The sequence below is a fragment of the Sulfitobacter sp. 1A13496 genome, assembly GCF_043557225.1.
Lineage (GTDB): Bacteria > Pseudomonadota > Alphaproteobacteria > Rhodobacterales > Rhodobacteraceae > Sulfitobacter > Sulfitobacter faviae.
Map to the genome: position 1 here is coordinate 730,609 of NZ_JBIFFP010000001.1, position 24,918 is coordinate 755,526.

Consider the following 24,918-nt stretch of genomic DNA (forward strand, 5'->3'; position numbering starts at 1 on the left):
CGCCTCGCATTGTGTTAAGACTGGGCGAGGGCCGTCACGATGGGCGCGAAATCCTCGGCCTTGAGGCTGGCCCCGCCGACCAACGCGCCATCGACGTTTTCGACCGCGAAGATTTCGACCGCATTCCCGGCTTTTACCGAACCGCCGTAGAGCAGGGGGAGCGCATTGCCGATCTCCGCGCCGAAACGGTCGATCAGGCGGGTGCGGATGAAGTCATGCACCTCTTTGATCTGCGCAATGCTGGGGACTTTGCCGGTGCCGATGGCCCAAATCGGCTCATAGGCGATGACGGTATTCCCGGCCTCCACAGCATCGGGGAGTGACCCGTCGAGCTGCGCGCCGATAATGTCGAGCGTTTGGCCCGCGTCCCGTTCGGCTTCGCTTTCGCCGATGCAGATGAGGGCGGTGAGACCGGCACCCCATGCCGCCCGTGCCTTGGCTTGTACATCGGCGTCAGTCTCGCGGTGGGCATCGCGGCGCTCGGAATGGCCGAGGATCACATGGCTGGCCCCGCTGTCGGCAACCATCGCGGCAGAGATATCGCCCGTGTAGGCGCCCGCTTCTTCGGCATGGCAATCCTGTGCGCCGATCTGGATCGGGCTGCCATGGGTGGCGTCGGTGGCGCGAAAGAGGAGGGTGCTGGGCGGGCAGATCACGACCTGCGGCGGGTTGTCGGGCAGGCCGGTGGCAAGGCTGTGAAGCTCTGTCAGCGCGGCGGCAGTGCCGTTCATTTTCCAGTTGCCGGCGGCGATTTTGGGGCGCATCGGTTCCGTCCTGATCTGTTGATATTACCAGATCAGTTCGCAGGCCCGTGGCCTTTCGTCAAGGCCGGGGCCGATCGGCGCGCTTACTTCGCGCCGAGGCTTTCGTCGAATTTAATCGATTCGCCGCAGCCGCAGGCTTCGGTCACATTGGGATTGCGAAATTTGAAACCGGACTCGAGCAGCGTGGTCTCATAGTCGATCTCGGTGCCGAAGAGGAACATCTGCGCCATGGGGGCGATCATCACCCGCGCGCCGTCTTGTTCGACCACCTCATCATTGGGGTCGGTCGCTTCGACGTATTCCATGGTGTATTCCATGCCCGCACAGCCGCCTTTCTTGACGCCAATGCGCAGCCCGGCGTGGCCCGCCGATTGCATCAACTTCGCAATCTGGCCAGCGGCTTTGGGGGTCATGGTAACGGCTTGCTTGCCGGGAATGCCAAACATCACAAATCTCCTATGCCGCCAAGATAGGGGTGCGGCGCGGCGATCTCAAGCCGTCAGAAGGAATTCATTGCGGCCTTGGTGGCGAAGGCGGCGATGAGCGCCCAGCCGAAAGAGGCCAGCGTGCCGATAATCACGTATTCGCTTATCTTCTGGTTCTTTTTCACGGTGTCAAAGCGCAGAATCGACTTTGCCGCGATGAGAAAGCCAATGCCCGCAGGCTCGCCTATCATGACCATTAGAAAGATCAACGCGCGTTCCAGCAGGCCGATCATCCGGCCCGCATTCTCCAGCCCATCCGGTTGGGCCTGCGCCTTGTGTGGCAGCATCAAACCACCCACGGCGGGACCGCCTGCGAGCGTTGCAGTGACCAGCCCCGCGATAAACAGGGCGGGCGGGATGAGCATGCTGCTGTGGTCGGCCCAGATGCCGCGGGCAAAGGCGTCGGGGGCATAGTGGACAAGGGCTACGATGGTGATGAGATGGGCGAGTTGATCGGTAAGGTAGGACCAAAGCCGGTCGCGCTGGTGCGCCGGCACGGCGTAGGTCTTGAGCGCATCAATTGCGGTATGGGCAAGCGCGAGGAGGGCGGCGGGGATCAAATTGCCGCCGAGGGCCAATGCGGTCAGGGCAAAGACGATGACGCCGTGGAGCAGTAGCACTTGCGGCTTGCGCTTGGCGGCGACCATGGCATTGGTTTGAAACACGAAATCTGCCAGCAAGTGAGCGATCAGGCAAGCGAGAGCGGTGGCGATGGCCTGTTCGGTCATAGGAATTCCGGTAGTTGGTGATGGCGTTCATTTGAAAAGCCGTGGCGCGCTGGGGCAAGTGTTTTCTTATAGTGTTTAACAGTCTAATTTGGCTGTAATTTGATAAAACAGGCTTAAAAGGCTGTTTTGCGCGCCTCGAGAACCTCGCAGACCTCCCGCAACTCATCTATCCCCGCCGCGTCCACATGGCCCTGCACGCTCTGCTGTGTCAGATCAAACTGCCGCGCAAGCTCCGCCTGCAGGGGCGGCTCGGGGGCCAGCATGTAATAGGCGACATCGGCTTGGCGCTTGGTCCAGCCGCCCGCGATCCGGTCGGCAAGGGGCAGGGCCGTGCGCAGGGCGAGGGGGGCGTCGGGTGCATGCATGCGCCGCGCGCGGGGCATGTTGTCGAGCGCGTGGCCGGAGCTGACCAGTGCCGCTCCGTCCGCGCGAGATAGGTCGTCACCTGCGAAATGCGCGGGGCCGATACCGATGCCAAAGCGGGTGTCGGCCGTCTTGCCGCAGCGGCGCACGGTGGCGCGTAGGACGAGGGCGGCGCGGAAGGTGAAGGCGGGCGCCACGGCCATCTGCCAGCCATCTCCACGAAAACGGGTCATCCGGGCGGGCTGGCCTTGCCAAGCAGTCAGCGCCTCGGCGGCATCATCAAGGCGCGCGAAGATGGCATCCAACTCCGCCCGGCTCATCGCAGAGGATTTCACGATATCGCCGGTAAAAATTGCCCAAGTTTCCATGGCTTGCCCCTTGTTTCCCGCAATGTCGCAGGAAGGTGAAATCCATGCAAGCCCGGCCACGGAAAAGGGCCGCCCGAAAGGGGGCGGCCCTGATGGCGCTCTAACGGCTAGGACGATCAGAGGCCCATGCAGTTCGCATAATAGGTCACGGTCGCGGGCCAGTCAGAGAAGACACCGGCCACGCCCACGTCTTGGGCCAACACATCCAGTGCCACCAGATAGTCGCTGTCGTCTTTCACGATGTCATTGACCGACTGGAAGTACCAACCGCCACCGGAGGCGAGCGGGCCGGAACGCTCCAGCGTCCATGCGATCAGGGTCAGCCCTGCTTCTTTCGCGGCCATGGCGTATTCGGATGCGGCAATGGCGCCGTCCTTATTGGTCAGCATCATGTTGAGCGAGGGGGCGAGGTAGTTCACGCCCTTGGCTTTCAGATCGGCGAAATCTTCGGCCCAAGTCTCGGGGTTTTGCTCATCGAAACCATCGGACCATTGCACCAGATAGACGGCCTGTTTGCCGAATTCCGGTGTGTTCTCAACCCAGTACAGCACGTCTTCGAGGTTGAAAGACTGCGGCCAAACGTCGGAGGCGGGGATGCCTGCGGCGACATATTCATCCACCAGTTTCTGCGCGTAGTCTTCCTGAGAGAAACCCTCGTGCGGCATCTCGACGGAGGGGGATTTCAGCTCAGGCGTGAACTTGGCGCCCAGAGATTTGAACAGTTCGATCGATTCCGCATGGGTCATCAGATCGGCCTTGTCGCTGTAAAGCTCGGTGCGCCAATTCGCGACGCCGCCCTGATAGTCTTCGGCGGTGGTGGCGGTCTTGTCGGCGCTGTCCATCTTGGGCGTCAGGGTGCGGAATTCGGCCAAGGTGATGTCAGAGGTGCGGCATTCGGCGCTGGCGGGCGTGTCACCTGACGCGGCGGTGAAGCCGGTGGTGCATTTCTCGGCCAGATCGGAGACGAGGATGTTCGTCGTTGTGTGCAGGTCGTTCTGCGCGTGGCGGCAGACCAGCTCATGATCGGCGGTAAAGGTCACGTCGCATTCCAAGATGCCCGCGCCCATACGCGCGGCGGCGACGTTGGATTGCACGGTATGCTCAGGAAACATCAGCGGCGCGCCACGGTGGCCGATGGAGAAATCGGTTTTGGCGGCGTCTTGGCCCATGCAGGAGGCCAGCTTGTCCTTCAATGCGCCCTCGGGCAGCTTGTCCACCAGATAGGCCGGGCGGGGGCCGTATTCCACCGGTGTCGCGGCGGCGTGGGCCTCGGCCAGTGCCATGCCGGGCGCGAGGGCCAGAGCGGCGAGAGAAACAAGTGTTCGCATAATGTTATCCGTTCGTGAATGAAGTTCTGGGGCTTCTATGGGTGCCCGATGTAACGGTTTCACGACCGGATCATGTCAGTCAAATGAACAATCCGCGGTGACCCCGCTCGGCGGGAAGCGGCCAAAAGAAAACGCCGCCGATGAGTTACATCGACGGCGTCTGTTGTTCGCGCTGCGAGACTGCCCGCTACATGAAGCCCAGTTCGAGACGGGCTTCGTCAGACATCATGTCCATACCCCAAGGCGGTTCCCAAACCAGCGCCACATCGACCTGCTTGACCCCCGCAATCGGTTCGACCGCATCGGCAACCCATCCGGGCATCTCACCGGCCACGGGGCAGCCGGGCGCGGTCAGCGACATCTTGATGTCGACTTCGTTCTCGTCGTTGATGTCGATGGTATAGATCAGCCCCAGTTCATAGATATTCACCGGGATCTCAGGGTCATAGACCGTGCGACAAGCCTCAACGACCTGCTCGTAAAGCGGGTGATCGGTGGAGGAGGGCGCAATCAGCGGTGTCCCTTCGAGCGGTTGGGTCTGTTCGGTCATCTCTTGCCTCGCATCATTCTCGACGTTTTATATAGGGATTGCGGGCAGGGGCGTAAAGTGGCCCCGAGCCGGGCGGGGCCGGTGCCGCCCCCGCTAGCCGCCTTTGCGACGCCGTGCGGGCTGTGGCTTCACACGGGCTTCGATCTCATCATAGACCTTGCCGACGATGTCTTTCTTGGTGGCATTTTCGATCCCCTCGAACCCGGGGGAGGAGTTGACCTCAAGCACCTTTGGCCCGCTTTCCGACCGCAGCAGATCGACCCCGGCGATGCCAAGGCCAAAGGCCCGGGCGGCGCGCACGGCGGTATCGCGTTCCTCTTTCGAGATGCGCACGACCTTGGCCGAGCCGCCCCGGTGCAGGTTCGAGCGGAAGTCCCCCTCGGCGCCTGTGCGTTTCATAGAGGCCACGACCTTGCCCGCCACCACGAGGCAGCGGATGTCTTCACCGGCGGCCTCCTTGACGAAATCCTGCACGAGGAAGTTGGCGCGCAGACCGCGGAAGGCGTCAATCACACTCTCTGCGGCCTTCTTGGTTTCCGCCAGCACGACGCCCTTGCCTTGGGTCGATTCCAGCAGCTTTACGATCAGCGGCGCGGTGCCCACCAGCGCCATCAGGTTGCTGGTGTCTTTGGGCGAGGCGGCGAAGGCCGTGGTCGGCATGCCAATGCGCTTGGCGGCCAAGACCTGATGCGCGTGCAGCTTGTCACGGCTGGCGGTGATCCCGGCAGAGCCGTTGACGCAAAAGGTGCCTATGGTCTCGAACTGGCGGATCACGGCGGTGCCGTAAGAGGTGATCGACGCGCCAATGCGCGGGATCACGGCGTCGTAGCGCGGCAGGCGCTTGCCGTCGTAATGCACCTCGGGGGCGAGTTGGTTGATCGCCATATAGCAGCGCGTGGTGTCGATCACCTCAACCACATGGCCGCGCGCTTCGCCCACTTCGACCAGTCGGCGGGTGGAATAGTTGTCTTCCCGGCTCAGCACAGCGATGCGCAGCGCCCGCTGCGGCGCTTTGTGGCGCAGGCTGGCGGTATGGTAGACGTCGTAATTCAGGTCAGGCTGCAAACGCCGTTCGGTGGCCGAGATGTTGATATGTTCGGTCAACGCCTGACGGCCCAGCAGCATGCGGCTGGTCATGGTGCCCCGGTTGGTCAGGGTGACGTCGATGGGCCAGCTTTGGCCGCCGACCTCAAGCGTGGTGGCGATGACGAAACGTTGCTCAGACTCGCCGTTGGAAGAGGTCACCTCGCGCCGGTCGATGATCGGGGCGGAACAGGTGATCGAGATATCCTCGCGCCCGGAAATGGGATGCACGTTGAACCGCACCTTGGGTTTTGAGGCGGGGCCAAAGACTTCGATGTCATGGGCATGCAGCGCCGAGGTGCGCGCGCCGGTGTCGACTTTGGCTTTGATCGCGGGCAGGCCAAGATCGGGCAGGGCAACCCATTCTTCCCAACCGAATGTGAGTTTTTCCATTGCCTGCTCCTTGGGTCATTGGTCTGCCTGCCTAACCTGCGGCAGGGGCTGCATCAAGCGGCGCGATGTCAGGGGGTGCCCATATCCGCGGGGGCGGGGGGCAACATGCGGACGTCGTCTTCTTTCTCCATCCGCGCGGCGGCGGCAAGAAGTTCCTCGCGCACGCGGCATTCGATATCCCAAAAGGTGGCGGCATTGTCGGTGGGCAACTCGAAGCGCACCTTGATGCCAAAGGCATCTTGGTCGAGCACATGCACCTTGGCCTTGTCCATCGGTTTGACATCATCAGGGTCTTCGCGGGCCAAGAGGTCAAAGAACACGCGGCGCAGGGCTGCCACATCAGCGTTTTGCGACAGGGTCAAGATGATGGGGCGCACCATGGCGTGATCCTCGATCGACCAGTTTTCAAATGCGTCGGAGACGAAATAGCTGACCGGCACGATCAGCCGGGTGCCGTTCCAGTTGAGCAATTGAACGTAAGTAAAGTGAATTTGCTCAACGGTGCAGAAATGCCCTTCGAAGATCAGCTGATCCCCGATCCGTGCAGAGCGGTTCAGCGCAATCTGGATAGAGGCGAGGATATTGCCCAAAACCTCACGCGCGGCGAAACCCAAGACGATGGTCACCGCACCGGCAGAGGCCAGCAGCGACAGGCCAAGGGTGTTGTCCGCATTGCTGGAGACGAGGATCACCCCCGAGGCGACCAGCACGGCGATCACGATCACCCCTTTACGCGCCGCCGCGATTGTCGTGGCGATGGAGCGCATATGGGCATTCATCGGATCGGCCAACTCATAGGCGTTGTTGGGGCTGATCCGGTCAAAGATCTCGTCAAAGGTAAAGACAATGGCGAGGGCGGCGGCGGTGACATAGGCGATCAGCAAAATCGGGCTCAGCACCGCGTCGATGAAGCCCGAGACAACCAGCACCCGGCTGGTGGCCGTGCCGATGATCGCCGCGCAAAGCACGATGGCGGCGGGCCAGCGGAAGGAACGCAGTACAAAGCGCATCCAGCGGCGTTTGGCGGCCTGTCCGAGGCGGCGCATGATGCTAAAGGCGAACCAACCGGCTGTCAGGGCGACGACGACCAGCAAAGGCAGGAACAGCACCTCCCACAGGTACATGCCCCAAAAGGCGCGGATGCGCAGCCAGTCGGGCAGCATCGTCTCAAGGTCCGTCGGCCCATACTGCGCGTGCAGATGCGGAATGTTGTCGATGCTCTGGCGCGAGAAGACCCAGACCGGCTCGGCATCCTCACCGGGTTTGATCCGGTTAAGCCGCAGTGGCACGTCATGGCCGCCCAGTTCCAGACGGTCGATCAAGAGCGAACGGCGCACGCGCCCGGTGTCATTGTCCTCGGCGGAGCCTGAGAGCCAGCCGTCGGGCCGGTCCGCCAGCCTGCGCCATGGCACGACGACCTTGCGCTCCATCAGGACGGAAAGTTGAAAAGCACGCTCGGCCCCGATAACCGCCTGATCCCCTTGGGGCAGGTCCGACAGGTCAAGGATATGGGCCGCGTCCGAATAGTGCCCATTGTCAGTGAGGTAGATGAAGCTTTCTAACGCCGCCATCGGTGTACCGCGGTCCAGCGTCTCAGGCGGGGGCGGCAGGCCGGGGTTCAGCTCGGTCGTTTGAAACCATTTCTCCTGCGCCTGCCCGGTGGCGGCCCCCGTCAGCAGCGCAATCGCCAGCACGAAGGCCCCCAGAAAACGAGGAAACACAGTCGCGAAAGCGCGTGAGAGTAAGGCAAGCCGCTGCATGGATAGCGCAATGTAGCGGGGGTTCGGGCAATTCAAGGCTGCGCTGCGCTTTGAAACGCTATTTGCGGGCGTTCGGGCTGCGTTGAGGTTGCGCGTAGCGAGCCGCGCATAGTTGGATTGTTGGCTTCAAAACGTGCGCAGGAATGCGTTGGGGGTGATCAAGCGGCGGCGATCCAGCCCGGCCAAGCACCAAGCCCGTTATCCTTTGAACGATACCATTCTCGTGCAATTTCGGCTATTTCAGCTTTATTGCATGTTTCCCGCCACTGGTTTATCGCGCCAGTCGCAGGCAGAGAGGGCAGCGTATGACCAGCACCGGATTCACCAAACACGCGCAGGACGGCAAGGCACGCAGCGGCGTGATCCAAACCCCGCGCGGCGAGATCCGCACGCCTGCCTTCATGCCGGTGGGCACAGCGGCGACGGTCAAGGCGATGATGCCCGAGAGCGTGGCCTCCACCGGCGCGGACATTCTGCTGGGCAATACCTACCACCTCATGCTGCGCCCCACGGCAGAGCGTGTGGCCGCCTTGGGCGGGCTGCATAAGTTCATGAACTGGGACAAGCCGATCCTAACGGACAGTGGCGGTTTTCAGGTGATGAGCCTCGCTGGCCTGCGCAAGCTGACCGAACGCGGCGTGACTTTCAAAAGCCACATCGACGGCTCCAAGCATGAGATCACGCCGGAGCGCTCGATGGAGATTCAGGAGCTTCTGGGCTCGGACATCGTCATGTGTTTCGACGAATGCCCGGCGCTGCCCGCCGACCGGGATCGCATCGCCGAAAGCATGCGTCTGTCCATGCGCTGGGCCAAGCGCAGCCGGGAGGCCTTTGGCGACCGCCCCGGTCACATGCTGTTCGGCATCCAGCAAGGCGGGTTGGAAGAAGACTTCCGCCAAGAAAGCGCCGAGGCGCTGCGCGAGATCGGCTTTGACGGCTATGCCGTCGGCGGTCTGGCCGTGGGGGAGGGGCAGCAGGCGATGTTCTCTACCTTGGATTTTTCGACCGACATGCTGCCCGAGGACAAGCCGCGCTACCTGATGGGCGTGGGCAAGCCCGATGATATCGTCGGGGCGGTGGCGCGCGGCATCGACATGATGGACTGCGTGCTGCCCTCGCGCTCGGGGCGGACGGGGCAGGTCTTTACCCGGATGGGCGTGCTCAACATCAAGAACGCCCGGCATCAGGACGATCCGCGCCCGCTCGACGAGAATTGCAGCTGCCCGGCCTGCCAGAACTACTCGCGCGCCTATCTGCATCATGTCTTCCGCAGCCAAGAGATCATCTCGTCCATGCTGCTGACATGGCACAACCTGCAATACTACCAAGACATCATGGCCGGCATGCGCGCGGCCATTGCGGCGGGGCGGTTCACCCAGTGGCAGGCCGATTTCCACGCAGGCCGCGAACAGGGCGACATCGACCCGCTCTGAGGGGCGGGGCGCTTCGCCCTCACGGGAATTTGTGCGGATGATCCTTGCTGCAAGGTGGCGGGGTCTTAGGTGCCTTGCACATTCTATTGCAAGGAAAGGCCCGAATATGACCGAGAAGCTTTTTACCCCTTTCACCGCCGGTGAGATCGCGGCCGAGAACCGTTTGGTAATGGCCCCCCTAACGCGCAACCGCGCGGATAATGAGACCGGCGAAGTCTCGGACATGCATGTCGACTATTATCGCCAGCGGGCCGGCGCGGGCATCATCATCACCGAAGCCACCCAGATCAGCCCCGAGGGCAAGGGCTATTTCCAGACCCCCGGCATTCATAGTAAGGGTCAGGTCGCCGCGTGGCGCAAGGTGACCGACGCGGTCCATGCCGAAGGTGGGCGGATCGTCATTCAACTGTGGCATGTGGGCCGGATCAGCCACACCTCCCTACAACCCAACGGCGGCAAGCCTGTCGCGCCTTCTGCTATCGGCGCTGGCGTAAAAACCTTCACCGCCAACGGGTTCGAGGATACCTCCGAGCCACGCGCGCTTGAATTGGATGAGATGCCGCGTCTGGTCGCCGACTATGCCCATGCCGCCGAGATGGCCAAGAAAGCAGGCTTCGACGGGGTCGAGGTTCACGGGGCCAATGGCTATCTGCTGGACCAATTCCTCAAAACCGGCAGCAACAAACGCGAGGACGCCTATGGCGGCAGCGTGGAAAATCGCGCACGGCTGCTGTTCGAGGTGCTGGATGCGGTGACGAAGGTCTGGGGCGGCGAACGTGTGGGGCTGCGTCTATCGCCATTCTCGCCCGCCAACGGGATCGAAGACGCCAATCCGCAAGAGACCTTTGAATATGTCGTGAAGGGGCTGAACCGTTACAACCTGTCCTATCTGCATCTTGTCGAAGGCGCGACAGGCGGCTCGCGCGAGTTGGACGAAGGCGAAAGCATCGCCGCGCTGCGGGCGCTCTTTGACGGGCCTTACATGGCCAACAACGGCTATGACCGCGAGATGGCGATCAAGGCCGTGGCCGAGGATAAGGCCGATCTGATCGCCGTGGGCCGCCCCTTCATCGCCAATCCCGATCTGCCGCGCCGCTGGCAGATGAACGGGCCGCTGAACGAGGGCGATACCGATACCTACTATGGCGGTGGGCGCGAGGGCTTTACCGATTACCCGACGCTGGAACAGGCCGAAGCCTGACCGATCAGGGGGCGCCCGCGCGGCGCCCCTTTCTTACGACGCGTGCAATTGGGGCGAAATCACCCCATCGCGCGCTTGCCTCCATCCCGCCGAAGCGCGATGATGGCGGTCGAATAGCCCGCAAGGGATTGAAACAGGCGGATGGGATGCACACATGTCCTGTCCAGAAGAGGGGATGTCAGAGGCCGCCTATGACAGGGGCCCGGATGTCTTGCTAAGATAAGGAATTGAGCATGTTAGAGCCACTGAACGCATCCTACCCGGTGCTTCCGCTGCGCGACATCGTCGTGTTTCCCCACATGATCGTGCCGCTTTTCGTTGGCCGCGAGAAATCCGTCCGCGCCCTTGAAGAGGTGATGGCGGACGATAAACAAATCCTGCTGTCGAGCCAGATCGACCCCGCCGAGGATGATCCCGACACATCCGGCATCTACAAGGCCGGTGTGCTGGCCAATGTGCTGCAACTGCTGAAACTGCCCGATGGCACCGTAAAAGTGCTGGTCGAAGGGCAGGCGCGGGTGCGCATCACCGAATACCTTGAGAACGACAATTTCTTCGAAGCCCGCGCCGAGTATCTGACCGAGATGCCGGGCGACGCGGCCACCACACAAGCGCTGCTGCGCACCGTGGCCGATGAGTTCGAGCGCTACGCCAAGGTCAAGAAGAACGTTCCCGAAGAAGCGCTCGCAGCCGTTGGCGAAAGCGCCGAGCCCGCGCGTCTGGCCGATCTCGTGGCCGGTCACCTCGGCATCGAAGTCGAGCAGAAGCAGGACTTGCTGGAGACGCTGAGTATCTCCGAGCGGCTTGAGAAGGTCTATGGCCTGATGCAGGGCGAAATGTCGGTGTTGCAGGTCGAGAAGAAGATCAAGACCCGCGTGAAGTCGCAGATGGAGCGGACACAGCGCGAATATTATCTGAACGAACAGATGAAGGCGATCCAGCAGGAGCTGGGCGACGGCGAGGACGGCAAGAACGAAGTGGCCGAACTCGAAGCCAAGATCGCCGAGACCAAGCTGAGCAAGGAAGCCCGCGAAAAAGCCGAGGCCGAGCTGAAGAAGCTCAAGAACATGTCGCCCATGTCGGCCGAAGCCACCGTGGTGCGCAACTACCTCGACTGGATGCTGTCGATCCCATGGGGCGTGAAATCCCGTGTGAAGAAGGACTTGGGCCGCGCGCAAAAGGTGCTGGATGACGATCACTATGGCCTTGAGAAGGTCAAGGAGCGCATTGTCGAGTATCTGGCCGTGCAACAGCGTTCGACCAAGATGAAAGGCCCGATCATGTGCCTCGTCGGCCCTCCGGGCGTCGGTAAGACATCCTTGGGCAAATCGGTCGCCAAGGCCACGGGGCGCGAGTTCATTCGCATCTCGCTCGGCGGCGTGCGCGACGAATCCGAGATCCGCGGCCACCGTCGGACCTACATCGGCTCCATGCCCGGCAAGATCATCCAGGCGCTGAAGAAGGCCAAGACCACGAACCCGCTCATCCTGCTCGACGAAATCGACAAGATGGGGCAGGACTTCCGTGGGGATCCGGCCTCGGCCATGCTCGAAGTGCTCGACCCGGAACAGAACGGCACCTTCGTGGACCACTATCTCGAAGTGGAATACGACCTGTCGAACGTCATGTTCCTGACCACGTCGAACAGCTACAACATGCCCGGGCCGCTGCTGGACCGGATGGAGATCATACCGCTGTCGGGCTACACCGAGGACGAGAAGCGCGAGATCGCCAAGCAGCATTTGGTGCAGAAGCAGATCAAGAACCACGGTCTGAAGAAGAAGGAGTTCGAGATCGAGGATTCCGCCCTCACCGGCATGATCCGCTACTACACCCGCGAGGCAGGCGTGCGGAACCTTGAGCGCGAGATCGCCAAAGTGGCGCGTAAGTCGCTGACCAAGATCGTTAAGAAGGAGGCTGAGAGCGTCACCGTCACTGGCGACAACCTCGAAGACTACCTCGGCGTGCGCAAGCACCGCTTCGGTCTGGCCGAGGAGAAGGACCAGATTGGTGTTGTGACCGGGCTGGCCTATACCTCCGTGGGCGGCGAGCTTCTGAGCATTGAAGCACTGCGCCTGCCGGGCAAGGGCCGGATGAAGACCACCGGCAAGCTCGGCGACGTGATGAAGGAAAGCATCGACGCGGCCAGTTCTTACGTCCGGTCGATCTCTCCGCAGATCGGGGTCAAGCCGCCGAAGTTCGATACGCTGGATATCCACGTGCACGTGCCCGACGGCGCCACGCCCAAGGACGGTCCCTCGGCCGGTCTGGCGATGGTGACCTCGATCGTCTCGGTGCTAACGCAGATCCCGGTGCGGCGCGACATCGCCATGACCGGCGAGGTCAGCTTGCGCGGCAACGCCATGCCGATCGGCGGATTGAAGGAGAAACTTCTCGCGGCCCTGCGCGGCGGCATCACCACGGTGCTGATCCCCAAGGAGAACGAGAAAGACCTGCCGGACATCCCCGACAACGTCAAAGAGGGGCTGACCATCATCCCGGTGGGCCATGTTTCGGAAGTTCTGGAGCATGCGCTGGTGAGCAAGCCAAAAGCGATCGATTGGGACGAAGCCGCCCAAGAGGCCGCCGAGGCCGCCGCGATGAAGGCCCGTGCCGCAGGCGTGGACGCCACGACCACGCATTAAGGCGAACGGCCTGTCAGAATGTCATCAACGCGCGCCTTTCGGGGCGCGCGTTTTTCGTATCCGCCGTGGGGCAGGGCCCGCCGCATCTCGCGACAGTTTTTGCGCCAAACCCTCTTGCAAGCCGCGCCGCAATTGGCTACTTCGCCCCGCAAGGGTGATTAGCTCAGTGGTAGAGCGCTTCGTTCACATCGAAGATGTCAGGAGTTCAAATCTCTTATCACCCACCATTTTCCCCCTAGTTCGCGTTGGATTAGCTTGCCGCTCCGAGCCTGCGCCCATCTCCCATGGCTTGCCTTCTCTGCGTCGGAGTGATCCTTATCCCCATCGGCCCATACCACGGGCACCACGGGTGGAGAGACCATGTCGGCACATCCCAAAATCTGGTTCCTGCGCCACGGGCAGACCGAGTGGAATCGCGCGTTTCGTTTGCAAGGGCACCTCGATTCACCGTTGACCGATCAGGGCATCGCTGAGGCCGAGCGGCAAGCGCAGATCATGCCAGCGATCCTTGTACAAAAGCCGGATATCCTCGTCTCTCCGCTTGGCCGCGCGCAGCAGACGGCGCGGATTGCGTTGAATGGGGCCGCTTTCCAAACGGATGCCCGGCTGAAAGAAATCCATGCAGGCGATTGGCAGGGGGCAACCCGGGATGGGATATTCGCCGCGCACCCTGACCTCGCGGCCCGCGACCCGGCCCCCTTGGAGATCTACGCCGCCGCGCCGGACGGGGAGGGGCTGGCGGCCTTTCGCGCGCGGATACGGGCGGTGCTCGACAGTTTGACCGCGCCCACGGTGCTGGTCGCCCACGGGCTCTGGGGGCAGGTACTTCGCGCAGAGGTATGCGGCGTCGATGCGGCAGAGGCCGGTCGGCTCAGCAACCGACAAGGCTGCGTCTATCTGTTGGAAAACGGGACCGAGCGCATCTTGGAAGCCCCCGCATGAGCCGTTACCCGACGCTTTATATCCTGCGCCATGGGGAGACGGTTTGGAACCTCGCCAATCGGCTCCAAGGGCATTTCGATTCCCCGCTGACCGAGCGGGGGCGCGAACAGGCCGCGGCGCAGAATGCGATTCTGAAACGCTGCGATCTGGCGGGGCTCTCGGCGCTCAGCAGCCCGCAGGGGCGGGCGGTGGTTACAGCCGAAATCGCGCTGGCGGGGACGGGGCTAAAGGCTGCGCCTGATCCCCGTTTGGGGGAGATCGGCATCGGCGCTTGGGCCGGAATGCCGCGCGAGACGTTGCTGCGCCAAACCCCCGCCGCGCGTGATTCCTACGATCTTTATGAACACGCCCCCGAGGGGGAGGGATTCGCGGCGCTGCACAAGCGCTGCCAGCGCTTTCTGGACAGCCTGACCGGCCCCCATGTGCTGATCACCCACGGCATCACATCGCGCATGTTGCGCCTTATTTTACTGGGCCGCACGCCCGCCGCGCTGCGGGAGATGCAAGGCGGGCAGGGGGTGGTTTTCCGTCTTGAGAACGGTCAGCAAGAAAGGCTGACATTATAGGCTTGAAGCCCGCCCCCACCTTGGGCTATCAGGTCCAAGTCGGGTCGTTAGCTCAGTTGGTAGAGCGCTTCGTTTACACCGAAGATGTCGGGAGTTCGAGCCTCTCACGACCCACCATCACCCTTCAACCTATTTATAGGGATCAACCGGTTGCACCAGTGGTGAGCCCGACCGACGCCCGTCCGCTGCGCAGTCAGTCTGGGTCGGGAGTTCGAGCCTCTCACGACCCACCATCCCTCCAACCTATTTATTTGGATCAACCGGTTCCCCTAGGGGTGAGCCCGACCGACGCCGGCCCGCTGCGCGGTCTGTCTGGGACGGGAGTTCGAGACTGTCACGATCGTCTCGTTCAGAGATTGGTATTGGGCCATCGCTCGGATTTCCCACGCAGCGTCGCAGTATTCCAAGCCATAGCCTTCGTCAGCCCCGACCATCGGGGCGGCCAAGCAAAAGCGGCCCGATCCCTCCGCGAAAATCACCCGATTTTCGGCCTCAAACCCAGCCCATCAAACGCCCCAAGAACAACTTACGAAAATTTCACATTTTCGCGCAAACCGCGCTTGACGGCGGAGCGCCCTCACCATAGAACACCCAAACGCTCCGGGGCGACCTGGAGAGTGCAGCGGGCGGTTGTAGCTCAGTTGGTTAGAGTACCGGCCTGTCACGCCGGGGGTCGCGGGTTCGAGCCCCGTCAACCGCGCCACCGCTGCCTGAAAAGGGGACCTCTCTGAGGTCCCTTTTTTCGTTTCCAATCCCTCTAAAATGCCGCGCAAAAACTTCTGTTCAGAAAGCGCATTTTCTCGCGCGAATGCGCTTGACGCCCCGCGCCCCGTGGCCTATTCCGCCCACATCGCGCGGTTGTAGCTCAGTTGGTTAGAGTACCGGCCTGTCACGCCGGGGGTCGCGGGTTCGAGCCCCGTCAACCGCGCCACTTTTTCCCCTCTATTTCGTAACGTGCAGGCGCTAAGCCCTAGTTCGCGCGGGCTTATTCAGCCGTGCCTCTTGAGGCTCAACCAATGGAATAGGTGGCGACCGGGCAGGCCCGATCGCCAATCTGCTCAGGTCAGCGCATCAATGATCCGCGCCCAGGAGCGGATGCCTTTGTGAAAGCTCTCCATGTCGTATTTCTCGTTCGGGGAGTGGATTTGATCGTCATCCTTGCCAAAACCGATCAGCATCGGCTCGGTCCCGAGAATCTTCTGAAAATGCCCGGCAATCGGAATCGAGCCACCACAGCCGATATAGGCCGCGGGCACCTGCCATTCGTCGCTCAGCGCTTGGCGGGCGGGTTCGAACATCGCATGGCCAATGTCCACCCCCGAGGCTTGGCTGGCGCCATGGTCTGAGAATTCGACCGTGCAGTCTTCGGGCAGCATCTCAGCCACCATCTTGCGGAAGTTCTCACGGATGGCGAGCGGGTCTTGCGTGCCGACGAGGCGGAAGCTGATCTTGGCATGCGCCTCGGAGGGCAGCACCGTTTTAAAGCCATCGCCGGTATAGCCGCCCCAGATGCCGTTAACCTCACAGGTCGGGCGTGACCAGATCATCTCAAGCGGGGTGCGGTCCTGCTCACCCGCCGGTTTGCTGAGCCCCACGTCGCCGAGGAAGGCGGCATGGTCAAAGGCCAAACCCTGCCACTGCGCCTCTAGATCCTCGGGCAGGTCCGGCACGCCGTCATAGAAGTCGGGGATGGAGATGCGGCCTTCGTCGTCATGCAGCGACGCGATCACCTTGCTCAGCGCGCGGATCGGGTTCATCGAAATGCCACCATACATGCCCGAATGCAGGTCTTTCGACGGGGCGGTGACGGTCAGCTCTTCGCCCAAAAGCCCACGCAGCATGGTGACGATGGCAGGGGTCTTGCTCTCGAACAATCCAGTGTCGCAGATCATCGCCACATCGGCTTTCAACTCCTCGGCGTTCTCCTCCATAAATGGGACGAGGGAGGGGGAGCCGGATTCCTCTTCGCCTTCGAGGAAGAAGGTGATGCGGCAGGGCCAATCGCCTTTCACCTCTTTCCAGGCGCGCAGGGCTTCGATGATGGTCATCAGCTGGCCCTTGTCATCGGCGGCCCCGCGGCCCCGGATCACGCGGCCCTTCTCCGTCTCCTCAACCGCCGGATCGAAGGGATCGCGGTCCCAAAGGTTCAGCGGGTCGACCGGCTGCACGTCATAATGGCCATAGAACAGCAGATGCGGCTTACCTTCGCCGACATGACCCACGACCATCGGATGCCCCGGTGTGGCGCGTTTCTCGGCCTCCACACCTATGGATTTGAGATCGGCCACCAGCCAATCGGCGGCGCGGTCGCAATCGGCCTTATAGGCCGGATCGGTCGAGATTGACGGGATGCGCAGCAGGTCCAACAGACGGTCGGTGGCGGCGGGCAGATCGTTGTCGATCCGGGCGAGAACATCGTCGAGGGACATGGGCATAATTCCTTGCGCTTGTGAATTTGGCGCGAAGGTATCAGGCGGGCAGGGCGTGTCCAGTGGCCGCAGGGCCCGCGATCAGAAGTTGAGCGAGAGGCGGCTGCCCTCGGCGGTAAGCTGGCTGTCGACCTGCGCATTGAGCTGCGACGCCGCCGCCGCCATCAAGGTCTGCCCAATGCTGTCGGCTCGCCCTTTGCCTTCGTTCGCGGCCCCGATGCCATCGTCTTTGCACTCAAGGTGGAAATGCCCGTCCCGCAGGCTGAGGTCGATTTCGATATGGCCGGGCGCGCCACTCGGGAAGGCGTGTTTGATCGAATTGGCGGCAAACTCGCTAATGATCAGCCCCAAGGATGAAGCCGCGCTGGATCGTAGGGTCACAGGGTCCGACCGGTAGCTGATTTTGACATGCCCCGGTGCGGTTTCTCGCAAAAGCTCCAGGACCCTGTCGAGGTATTTGCCCGCATCGACCTCATCGCGCCCGTGCCCGGATTGCAGTTCACCATGGAGCGTTGCCATCGCGTTGACGCGGCGCTGGATGTCGTTCAACACATTGACCGTGTTCATATCGTCCAACTGGCGGCTGTGCAGCCGCACCATGGCCGACAATGTCTGAAGCGAGTTCTTGACCCGGTGGTCGGCCTCGCTCATCAGCGTCGCTTGGCTGCGCAGGGAAAGGCGCAGGTCGAGCTGTTTCATCACCTGACGGGACAAGACAGAGATCGCCTTGCGTTGCAGCGCGGTCAGCCTGCGGGGTTTGGTGTCGAGGATGCACAGCGTGCCAAGCGGCAGCCCGTTGGACGCAATCAGCAGCGCACCTGCATAAAACCGCAGCCCGTCGCCTGCGGTGCACAGCGGGTTGTCGGCCATGCGCGGGTCTTTCAGCGTGTCGGGAATCTCAACGAAGCGCTCTTCCAGAATCGCATGAGAGCAGAGCGAGGTTTCGAGCGGCGTCTCGCGCGCACCCAGACCCACTTCGGCCTTGAACCACTGTCTGTCCTTGTCGATCAGGTTGATCACTGAAATCGGCGCGTCACAGATCTCAGCCGCCAGTTCGACGATCTCGTCGAACTCCTCCTCGCGCGGGGTGTCGAGAATCTCATAATTATAAAGCGTCCGCAGGCGCTGGTCCTGCTGGGGATGTGGAGTGGCGCGCAAAACAAACTGCCCTTTCTGGATTGGTCCTTTGGAAGCATGAAAGCGGCTGGCAATACAAGCGAACAATCTTAAATCGAGCGTAGAACGCGCAGCGCCTGCGACAGTTCGCCCCGCAAAGGGGTCGGGATAAGAGATTGAAGCTTCGGCTTTGGATCTGTAATCATTCTAAAAGCTGAATATGGAGGGGCCCCCTCCTGTTCGCGCCAAAAGATGGAGACGCGCATGGACTATAACGAGAAGCTCGACGCGGCGATTGCGCGCCTGCATGACGAAGGACGCTACCGGACCTTCATCGACATCGAGCGTCGCAATGGTCAGTTCCCCCATGCCGTCTGGACCAAACCCGACGGGTCGCAGCAGGATATCACCGTTTGGTGCGGCAACGACTATTTGGGCATGGGGCAGAACCCCGTGGTGATCGAAGCCATGGAAGAAGCGCTGCGCGCCACCGGCGCAGGCTCTGGCGGGACGCGCAACATCTCGGGCACAACGGTCTATCACAAGCAGCTAGAGGCCGAACTGGCCGATCTGCATGGCAAGGAAGCGGCGCTGCTGTTCACCTCGGCCTATATTGCCAATGACGCCACGCTCTCGACCCTGCCCAAGCTTTTTCCTGGGCTGATCATCTATTCCGACGCGCTGAACCATGCTTCCATGATCGAAGGCGTGCGCCGCAACGGCGGGGCCAAGCGCATCTTCCGCCACAATGACGTGGCCCATCTGCGCGAGTTGATGGAGGCGGATGACCCTGCCGCGCCCAAGCTGATCGCTTTTGAATCGATCTATTCGATGGACGGCGATTTCGGCCCCATTGAAGAGATCTGCGATCTCGCGGATGAATTCGGCGCGCTGACCTATATCGACGAGGTGCACGCGGTTGGCATGTATGGCCCGCGCGGGGCAGGGGTGGCCGAGCGTGACCGCTTGATGCACCGGCTCGACATCATCAACGGCACGCTGGCCAAGGCTTACGGCGTGATGGGCGGCTATATCGCCGCCTCGGCCAAGATGTGCGACGCGATCCGTTCCTATGCACCGGGGTTCATCTTCACCACCTCGCTGCCGCCTGCCGTCGCTGCGGGGGCCGCCGCTTCGGTCGCCTATCTCAAACGCGCGCCCGAGCTGCGAGAGAAACACCAGCAGCAGGCCATGGCGTTGAAATTGCGGCTGAAGGGGCTGGGCCTGCCGATCATCGACCATGGCAGCCACATCGTGCCCGTCATGGTGGGCAACCCGGTGCACACCAAGCTTCTGTCGGATATGCTGCTCGAAGATCACGGGATCTATGTTCAGCCCATCAACTTCCCCACCGTGCCGCGCGGCACGGAGCGGTTGCGCTTCACGCCCTCGCCGGTACATGGACCTAAAGAGATGGATGCGCTTGTCCGGGGGATGGACGTGCTCTGGTCGCATTGTGCGCTGAATCGTGCCGAAGCTGCGGGCTAACGCAGCGCTATTCGTGTTTTCCGTTGTCTTGTGGTAGCCTTTTGTCAAGAAAAGGCTACATCCGAATCGTTGGGGCGTGTTTGGATCAAAGCTACAGGCTAACAGGGACAGGGCATATTGATGATCGGGCGATGGGCCTCCAGAACCGCTGAGGACGAAACAGTCGAACCCAAAGGGTTCGATGCATTCGAATTGCGGTTGGGGGATGTCATGCGCGGCGAACGGGCTACGCTTGGTAAGTCCCTGCTCGACGTGCAGCGCGAATTGCGCATCAAAGCCTCCTATATCGCCGCAATCGAAAACTGTGATCCCGGCGCATTTGACACGCCCGGCTTCATCGCGGGCTATGTGCGGTCCTACGCGCGCTACCTCAATATGGACCCCGATCAGGCCTTTGCCGCCTTTTGCAAGGAATCCGGTTTCGCCGTGGCCCATGGCATGTCCGCCGAAGCCTCCGTCGTCAAAAAGCCGAGCTTTGAGGAACGCCGTAAGTCCCCGAAAGAAGACGATCTTTTCGCCCGGCCCAACACGCCCTTCGTGCCCACGGGCGACGGGTTGCTCAGCCGGATTGAGCCGGGGGCGGTTGGCTCTTCGCTGGTGCTGATCGCGCTGATTTCGGCCATTGGTTTTGGCGGCTGGACTGTGCTGAAAGAGGTGCAGCGCGTGCAGGTGGCCCCGGTGGATCAAACCCCGATCGTGCTTTCCGATCTCGACCCGCTGGATGGGGCACTGGCCAGCGCGCCTGACGCAGAAGACGATTCCGCTGCGCCGCAAAGCGTGGAAAGCCCCCGGGCCGAGGCGCTGGACCGGCTATATCGCCCACAAGCGCTTGACGTGCCGGTGCTGGTGGCGCGTGACGCGCCGATTGCTTCCATCGACCCGCGCTCTGTCAGCAACTTCCCAACGCCGGACCGCCCCGATACCGCCGCGCAAGGTACCGTGGTCGCCGAGGCAGCGGAGGGTGATGACAGCCTGTCAGATGACAGCATTACCAGCGCCATCGACGAGGCGGTGATGCTCGCCAATGCCGATACCGACCTGCCCAAACCGCAGGTTGTGGAGCCTTTGGGCGAGAAAGTGCGCATGGTCGCCGCTTACCCCTCATGGGTGCGGGTCCGCGCCGCCGATGGCACAGTGATTTTCGAAGGCGTGATGAACAAGGGCGACACATGGGATGTCCCCGTCACTGAAGAGCCGCCCTCCCTTCGGACGGGCGAATCCGGTGCGCTTTATTTCGCCATGGCGGATGGCTGTTTCGGCCCCGTTGGGCCGCGCGGGGCAGTGACCTCTAACGTGCCGCTTCACGCACAGGCGCTGGCTGAGCTTTATGAGCCGGTTGATCCGACGGCGGAGCAATCGCTCAGCCGGATGTTTGCCGATCTCGAAGGCTCGCTCGACCCCTCCGCTCTGGCGGCGATGCCCTGTCAGGGCAGCTAAACGCGCGGGCCGCCGCTTCCCATTGCACATGAGGCCCCGGCTGAATAGGTAGGGGGCCAAAGCCCCTGATCCCGCGAAAGGTGTCTTCATGTCGCTTCATTCCATTCGCCCTTGGCGCGATATTCCGCGTCGCAAGTCCCGGCAGATCATGGTGGGCAATGTGCCGGTGGGCGGTGACGCGCCGATCACGGTGCAGACCATGACCAACACGCTGACCACCGATGTCGCCGCCACCATCGCACAGGTCCAAGCCGCCGCTGACGCAGGCGCCGATATCGTGCGGGTCTCGGTTCCGGATGAGGACTCGTCCAAAGCCTTGCGTGAGATCGTTCCCGAAGTGTCGGTGCCCATCGTTGCGGACATCCACTTTCACTACAAACGCGGGATTGAAGCCGCCGAGGCCGGTGCCGCCTGTCTGCGCATCAACCCGGGCAATATCGGCGATGAAAAGCGGGTGCGTGAGGTCATCAAAGCCGCGCGGGACCACAATTGCTCGATCCGCATCGGCGTGAACGCGGGCTCGCTGGAGCGGCATCTGCTGGAGAAATATGGCGAGCCATGCCCCGATGCGATGGTCGAAAGCGGTCTGGATCACATCAAGATCCTGCAAGACAACGATTTCCACGAGTTCAAGATTTCCTGCAAGGCCTCGGACGTTTTCATGGCCGCCGCCGCCTACCAACAGCTCGCCGATGCGACCGACGCGCCCATCCACCTCGGCATCACCGAGGCGGGCGGGCTCATGTCAGGCACGATCAAATCTGCCATCGGTCTGGGCAACCTTTTGTGGAGCGGCATCGGTGATACCATCCGCGTCTCCCTCTCCGCCGATCCGGTGGAAGAGGTGAAGGTTGGCTATGAGATTCTCAAATCCCTCGGGCTGCGGCACCGTGGGGTGAACATCATCTCCTGCCCCTCCTGCGCGCGGCAGGGGTTCGACGTGATCAAAACCGTTGAGACCTTGGAGAAACGGCTGGAGCATATCAAGACGCCGATGAGCCTGTCGATCATTGGCTGCGTGGTGAACGGCCCCGGTGAGGCGCTAATGACCGACGTGGGCTTTACCGGCGGCGGGGCCGGGTCTGGCATGGTCTATCTGGCGGGCAAACAGAGCCATAAGCTCGGTAATGAAGGTATGATTGACCATATCGTCGAGCAGGTCGAGGAACGCGCGGCGCAGATTGAGGCTGAGGCGGTGAAGGCGGCTGAGTAGGTTGGGGGCTGGGCCGCTGGCGCTGCGTTGGTTGAGAGGCTGCGCAGAGGTATTTTTAAAAGGATGAAGATGAGGGGGAGCGCGTGAGCCGGGAGGTTGGCGCGCTTTGTCTGTTGTGGGAATGATTATTAATCAGGGGGTTGGGGGTTGCTCTTCACCTTGTTTGGGGTGAGGTGTTTTTCGAGGACGATGGGGGGCATGTGGCCGTTGAGGATCATTTCGGGCAGCACGTAGAAGGGGGCGTCGGTGAGCCCTAGGGCGGCGGCCCAGCGGGCGGGCTGGGGGTGGCTGAGATCGTGTTGGATGAAGGTGGTGCCGTAACGATTTGTGATTGCGGTCAATTCGTGGACGGCGGGGGCGCAGGTCTCGCAGTCTTTTGCGGTGAAAAGCGCGATGGGGTGGCCTGCCAGGAGGTCAGGAGCGAGCTGTTCGAGCAGAGACAGGTCGTTTTGGATATGCTGCTGCATTTGCGTCGGGCCGGCCAAGGCTTTGGCGATGACATCGCCATTGGCAAGGACCGCGGCGCGGAGTTCGGTTTCAAACGCATCTCGCGCGGACGGTTCATCGGCCCCGGCGGGCTGGGCCAGCGCGAGCGCGGCCAAGACTGCCGGGGCGCGCATCTTTAGCCGCGCTTTTCTTCCACCAGTGCCATCATTTGGTCGTAGGGCAGGTAGCCGCGCAGCATTTCGTCTTGCATGACGAAGGTGGGGGTGCCGGTGATTTGCAGCTTTTGGGCCAGCGCGCGGGTTTGGGCAATCTCTTGCGTGACCGCGTCGCTGTCCATCTCGGCTTCGATCGCGGCGACATCCAGATCGAAGCTTTCGCCCAAGCGGCGGAGGGCGGGGAGGGTGACCGCTCCGTTGAAGGCCATAAGCGCATCGTTCAGTTGTTTGTAAGCGTCATCGCCCGCGACCTGTTTGGTTGCCACGGCAAAGCGCGACGCCAGCAGCGATTGCTCACCAAGGATCGGGAACTCTTTGACGATCAGTTTGATGTTGCCGTCTGTTTCCAGCAGTTTGGCCACTTCGCCATGGGCGCGTTTGCAGTAGCCGCAGCGGTAGTCGAGGAATTCGACCAGCGTGATGTCCCCCTCCGGGTTGCCGCCGACCCAAGAGTAGCCATCGTCGAAAATCTCATCGGCATTGGCCGAGACCAGATCGAAATCCGCCTGCATCTGCGCTTGGGCCTGACGGTTTTGCATCTGCTCCACCGCTTGCAGGATCACTTCGGGGTTTTCCATTAGATAGGCGCGGACCTCGGCCCGGAACTGCGCGCGTTCGGCGTCCGTAAGCTCGGTCAGGTCCATGGCCCCGGCGGGGGCGGCAAGGGTGACTGCGCCGACAAGGGCAGGGGCGAGGAGGCGGGCGAACATGGGCGGTCCTTTCGGGAAAGCTGCGAAATAGGGGCCAAGGGTTGACGCCCGGCATCAGGCGCGGTGAAAGCACATGCCGACAGTAGGAGCAAGCCCATGCGCAATTCAACCAGGTCCGCCGTTGATCCCTTTATCGTGATGGACGTGATGCAGGCCGCCAGCGCCGCCGAAGAGGCGGGCCGTCACATCATTCATATGGAGGTTGGCCAGCCCGGCACGGGCGCGCCGAAAGGGGCGGCGGCCGCGCTGGCCAAGGCGATGGGTGAGGGGGCCCTGGGCTATACCGTGGCGCTTGGGCTGTCTGCTTTGCGCGCGCGGATCGCGCAGATGTATGGCGAATGGTATAACGTCGATCTCGATCCGGCGCGGGTGGTGATCACCCCCGGGGCGTCGGGCGGGTTTTTGCTGGCTTTTACTGCGCTCTTCGATTCCGGGGATCGGGTGGGCATCGGCGCGCCGGGCTATCCCAGCTACCGTCAGATCCTACGCGCCTTGGGGATGCAGCCCGTCGATCTGCCCGCTGCGCCCGAGAACAGATATCAGCCCGTCGCGGCGGATTTCGCGGGGCAAGACCTGCGCGGTTTGCTCGTGGCCTCCCCGGCCAATCCTTCGGGCACGATGCTCGACCGACCCGCCTTGACGGCGCTGACGGATGCCTGTGCGGCCAATGACATGTCCTTCATTTCGGACGAGATTTACCATGGCATTGAATATGACAAGAAGGCCGTGACCGCGCTGGAGGTCACCGATGACTGCTATGTGATCAACTCCTTTTCGAAGTATTTCTCGATGACCGGCTGGCGCGTGGGCTGGATGGTGGTGCCCGAGGATCAGGTGCGCGTGGTCGAGCGGATCGCGCAGAACATGTTCATCTGCGCGCCGCATGCCAGCCAGATTGCGGCGCTGGCGGCGATGGACTGTGACGACGAATTGCAGGCCAATCTGGCGGTTTACCGGCGCAATCGCGACCTGATGATCACCGGTTTGCAAGAGGCGGGGTTTACCGACATCGCGCCGCCTGATGGGGCGTTTTACGTCTATGCCGATGTCTCGCGCTTTACCGATGACAGCCGCGCCTTCGCGGCGGAAATTCTGGAGAAGGCTGGGGTCGCCGTGACCCCCGGGCTCGATTTCGACCCTGCTCGGGGGCATAAGACGCTGCGCTTTTCCTATGCGCGCAGCACGGCGGATATGGAGGAGGGCATCGCTCGGCTCAAAGCCTTCATGGCGGCGCGCTGAGCGCTGGTTTGGCCG

The 24,918-nt window shown here is 62.1% G+C and carries 21 protein-coding genes and 4 tRNA genes; 13 read left to right on the plus strand and 12 right to left on the minus strand.

Features of this window, described 5'->3' with window-relative positions; translation table 11 throughout:
- Positions 1 to 14 precede the first annotated feature (14 nt).
- From tpiA to ACGYLX_RS03610, 8 genes are all read right to left on the minus strand, one after another.
- Positions 15 to 764 carry a triose-phosphate isomerase gene (gene tpiA / locus ACGYLX_RS03575; RefSeq protein WP_394447348.1) on the minus strand — a complete coding sequence of 250 codons (750 nt, stop codon included), beginning with the start codon at positions 762 to 764 and terminating at the stop codon, positions 15 to 17.
- 83 nt (positions 765 to 847) lie between these two features.
- Positions 848 to 1,210 (minus strand): iron-sulfur cluster assembly accessory protein, encoded by a 363-nt coding sequence (locus ACGYLX_RS03580; RefSeq protein ID WP_067265014.1) that lies wholly within the window; start codon positions 1,208 to 1,210, stop codon positions 848 to 850.
- Between the two features lie 53 nt (positions 1,211 to 1,263).
- Positions 1,264 to 1,977: a DUF3307 domain-containing protein gene (locus ACGYLX_RS03585; protein WP_394447350.1), complete on the minus strand. Its 714-nt coding sequence runs from the start codon at positions 1,975 to 1,977 to the stop codon at positions 1,264 to 1,266.
- A 113-nt stretch (positions 1,978 to 2,090) separates the two neighbouring features.
- Entirely contained in the window at positions 2,091 to 2,708 is a 618-nt protein-coding gene (locus tag ACGYLX_RS03590) for a hypothetical protein (protein WP_168613476.1), read from the minus strand.
- 116 nt (positions 2,709 to 2,824) lie between these two features.
- Entirely contained in the window at positions 2,825 to 4,036 is a 1,212-nt protein-coding gene (locus tag ACGYLX_RS03595) for a glycerophosphodiester phosphodiesterase family protein (protein WP_168613477.1), read from the minus strand.
- Between the two features lie 187 nt (positions 4,037 to 4,223).
- On the minus strand, positions 4,224 to 4,586 hold the full coding sequence (locus ACGYLX_RS03600; protein WP_168613478.1) for an SUF system Fe-S cluster assembly protein: 363 nt from the start codon (positions 4,584 to 4,586) through the stop codon (positions 4,224 to 4,226).
- Positions 4,587 to 4,679: 93 nt separating this feature from the next.
- Positions 4,680 to 6,062, minus strand: a complete 1,383-nt coding sequence (gene rimK, locus ACGYLX_RS03605; RefSeq protein ID WP_394447351.1) for a 30S ribosomal protein S6--L-glutamate ligase — start codon at positions 6,060 to 6,062, stop codon at positions 4,680 to 4,682.
- Positions 6,063 to 6,130: 68 nt separating this feature from the next.
- Positions 6,131 to 7,756, minus strand: a complete 1,626-nt coding sequence (locus tag ACGYLX_RS03610; RefSeq protein WP_394447353.1) for a mechanosensitive ion channel family protein — start codon at positions 7,754 to 7,756, stop codon at positions 6,131 to 6,133.
- Between the two features lie 371 nt (positions 7,757 to 8,127).
- Here ACGYLX_RS03610 and tgt point away from each other — a divergent pair, with 371 nt between their 5' ends.
- The 9 genes from tgt (at position 8,128) to ACGYLX_RS03655 (ending at position 15,540) form a co-directional block, all read left to right on the plus strand.
- A complete protein-coding gene (gene tgt, locus ACGYLX_RS03615; RefSeq protein WP_394447355.1) occupies positions 8,128 to 9,255 on the plus strand; it encodes a tRNA guanosine(34) transglycosylase Tgt in 1,128 nt (375 codons plus the stop codon).
- A gap of 106 nt (positions 9,256 to 9,361) precedes the next feature.
- Positions 9,362 to 10,456 carry an alkene reductase gene (locus ACGYLX_RS03620; RefSeq protein ID WP_394447357.1) on the plus strand — a complete coding sequence of 365 codons (1,095 nt, stop codon included), beginning with the start codon at positions 9,362 to 9,364 and terminating at the stop codon, positions 10,454 to 10,456.
- Positions 10,457 to 10,689: 233 nt separating this feature from the next.
- Positions 10,690 to 13,101: an endopeptidase La gene (gene lon, locus ACGYLX_RS03625; RefSeq protein WP_394447359.1), complete on the plus strand. Its 2,412-nt coding sequence runs from the start codon at positions 10,690 to 10,692 to the stop codon at positions 13,099 to 13,101.
- A 152-nt stretch (positions 13,102 to 13,253) separates the two neighbouring features.
- Positions 13,254 to 13,328, plus strand: a tRNA-Val gene (locus ACGYLX_RS03630).
- Positions 13,329 to 13,461: 133 nt separating this feature from the next.
- A complete protein-coding gene (locus ACGYLX_RS03635; RefSeq protein WP_394447361.1) occupies positions 13,462 to 14,043 on the plus strand; it encodes a histidine phosphatase family protein in 582 nt (193 codons plus the stop codon).
- Positions 14,040 to 14,609, plus strand: a complete 570-nt coding sequence (locus ACGYLX_RS03640) for a histidine phosphatase family protein (protein WP_394447363.1) — start codon at positions 14,040 to 14,042, stop codon at positions 14,607 to 14,609. The genes ACGYLX_RS03635 and ACGYLX_RS03640 overlap by 4 nt, the downstream gene beginning before the upstream one ends.
- Before the next feature lie 41 nt (positions 14,610 to 14,650).
- Positions 14,651 to 14,726 (plus strand) — tRNA-Val (locus tag ACGYLX_RS03645).
- Positions 14,727 to 15,235: 509 nt separating this feature from the next.
- Positions 15,236 to 15,312: transfer RNA gene (locus ACGYLX_RS03650), tRNA-Asp, on the plus strand.
- A gap of 151 nt (positions 15,313 to 15,463) precedes the next feature.
- A tRNA-Asp gene (locus ACGYLX_RS03655) sits at positions 15,464 to 15,540 on the plus strand.
- A 127-nt stretch (positions 15,541 to 15,667) separates the two neighbouring features.
- On the opposite strand, the gene ACGYLX_RS03660 is transcribed toward ACGYLX_RS03655, so the two are convergent.
- Both ACGYLX_RS03660 and ACGYLX_RS03665 read right to left on the minus strand, forming a co-directional pair.
- A complete protein-coding gene (locus ACGYLX_RS03660) occupies positions 15,668 to 17,038 on the minus strand; it encodes a M20/M25/M40 family metallo-hydrolase (protein WP_394447365.1) in 1,371 nt (456 codons plus the stop codon).
- A gap of 81 nt (positions 17,039 to 17,119) precedes the next feature.
- A complete protein-coding gene (locus ACGYLX_RS03665) occupies positions 17,120 to 18,196 on the minus strand; it encodes a sensor histidine kinase (RefSeq protein WP_394447367.1) in 1,077 nt (358 codons plus the stop codon).
- A 222-nt stretch (positions 18,197 to 18,418) separates the two neighbouring features.
- Between ACGYLX_RS03665 and hemA the strand changes: the two genes are divergently transcribed.
- The 3 genes from hemA (at position 18,419) to ispG (ending at position 22,292) form a co-directional block, all read left to right on the plus strand.
- Positions 18,419 to 19,642, plus strand: coding sequence for a 5-aminolevulinate synthase (gene hemA / locus ACGYLX_RS03670; protein ID WP_394447369.1), 1,224 nt, complete (start codon positions 18,419 to 18,421; stop codon positions 19,640 to 19,642).
- A 120-nt stretch (positions 19,643 to 19,762) separates the two neighbouring features.
- On the plus strand, positions 19,763 to 21,079 hold the full coding sequence (locus ACGYLX_RS03675; RefSeq protein WP_271687584.1) for a RodZ domain-containing protein: 1,317 nt from the start codon (positions 19,763 to 19,765) through the stop codon (positions 21,077 to 21,079).
- An 88-nt stretch (positions 21,080 to 21,167) separates the two neighbouring features.
- Positions 21,168 to 22,292 (plus strand): flavodoxin-dependent (E)-4-hydroxy-3-methylbut-2-enyl-diphosphate synthase, encoded by a 1,125-nt coding sequence (ispG, locus tag ACGYLX_RS03680; protein WP_067265051.1) that lies wholly within the window; start codon positions 21,168 to 21,170, stop codon positions 22,290 to 22,292.
- Between the two features lie 128 nt (positions 22,293 to 22,420).
- On the opposite strand, the gene ACGYLX_RS03685 is transcribed toward ispG, so the two are convergent.
- Positions 22,421 to 22,894 carry a disulfide bond formation protein DsbA gene (locus ACGYLX_RS03685; RefSeq protein ID WP_394447370.1) on the minus strand — a complete coding sequence of 158 codons (474 nt, stop codon included), beginning with the start codon at positions 22,892 to 22,894 and terminating at the stop codon, positions 22,421 to 22,423.
- A 20-nt stretch (positions 22,895 to 22,914) separates the two neighbouring features.
- Positions 22,915 to 23,664, minus strand: coding sequence for a DsbA family protein (locus ACGYLX_RS03690; protein WP_394447372.1), 750 nt, complete (start codon positions 23,662 to 23,664; stop codon positions 22,915 to 22,917).
- A gap of 96 nt (positions 23,665 to 23,760) precedes the next feature.
- Here ACGYLX_RS03690 and ACGYLX_RS03695 point away from each other — a divergent pair, with 96 nt between their 5' ends.
- On the plus strand, positions 23,761 to 24,903 hold the full coding sequence (locus ACGYLX_RS03695; protein WP_394447374.1) for a pyridoxal phosphate-dependent aminotransferase: 1,143 nt from the start codon (positions 23,761 to 23,763) through the stop codon (positions 24,901 to 24,903).
- The last annotated feature ends 15 nt before the right edge of the window (positions 24,904 to 24,918 follow it).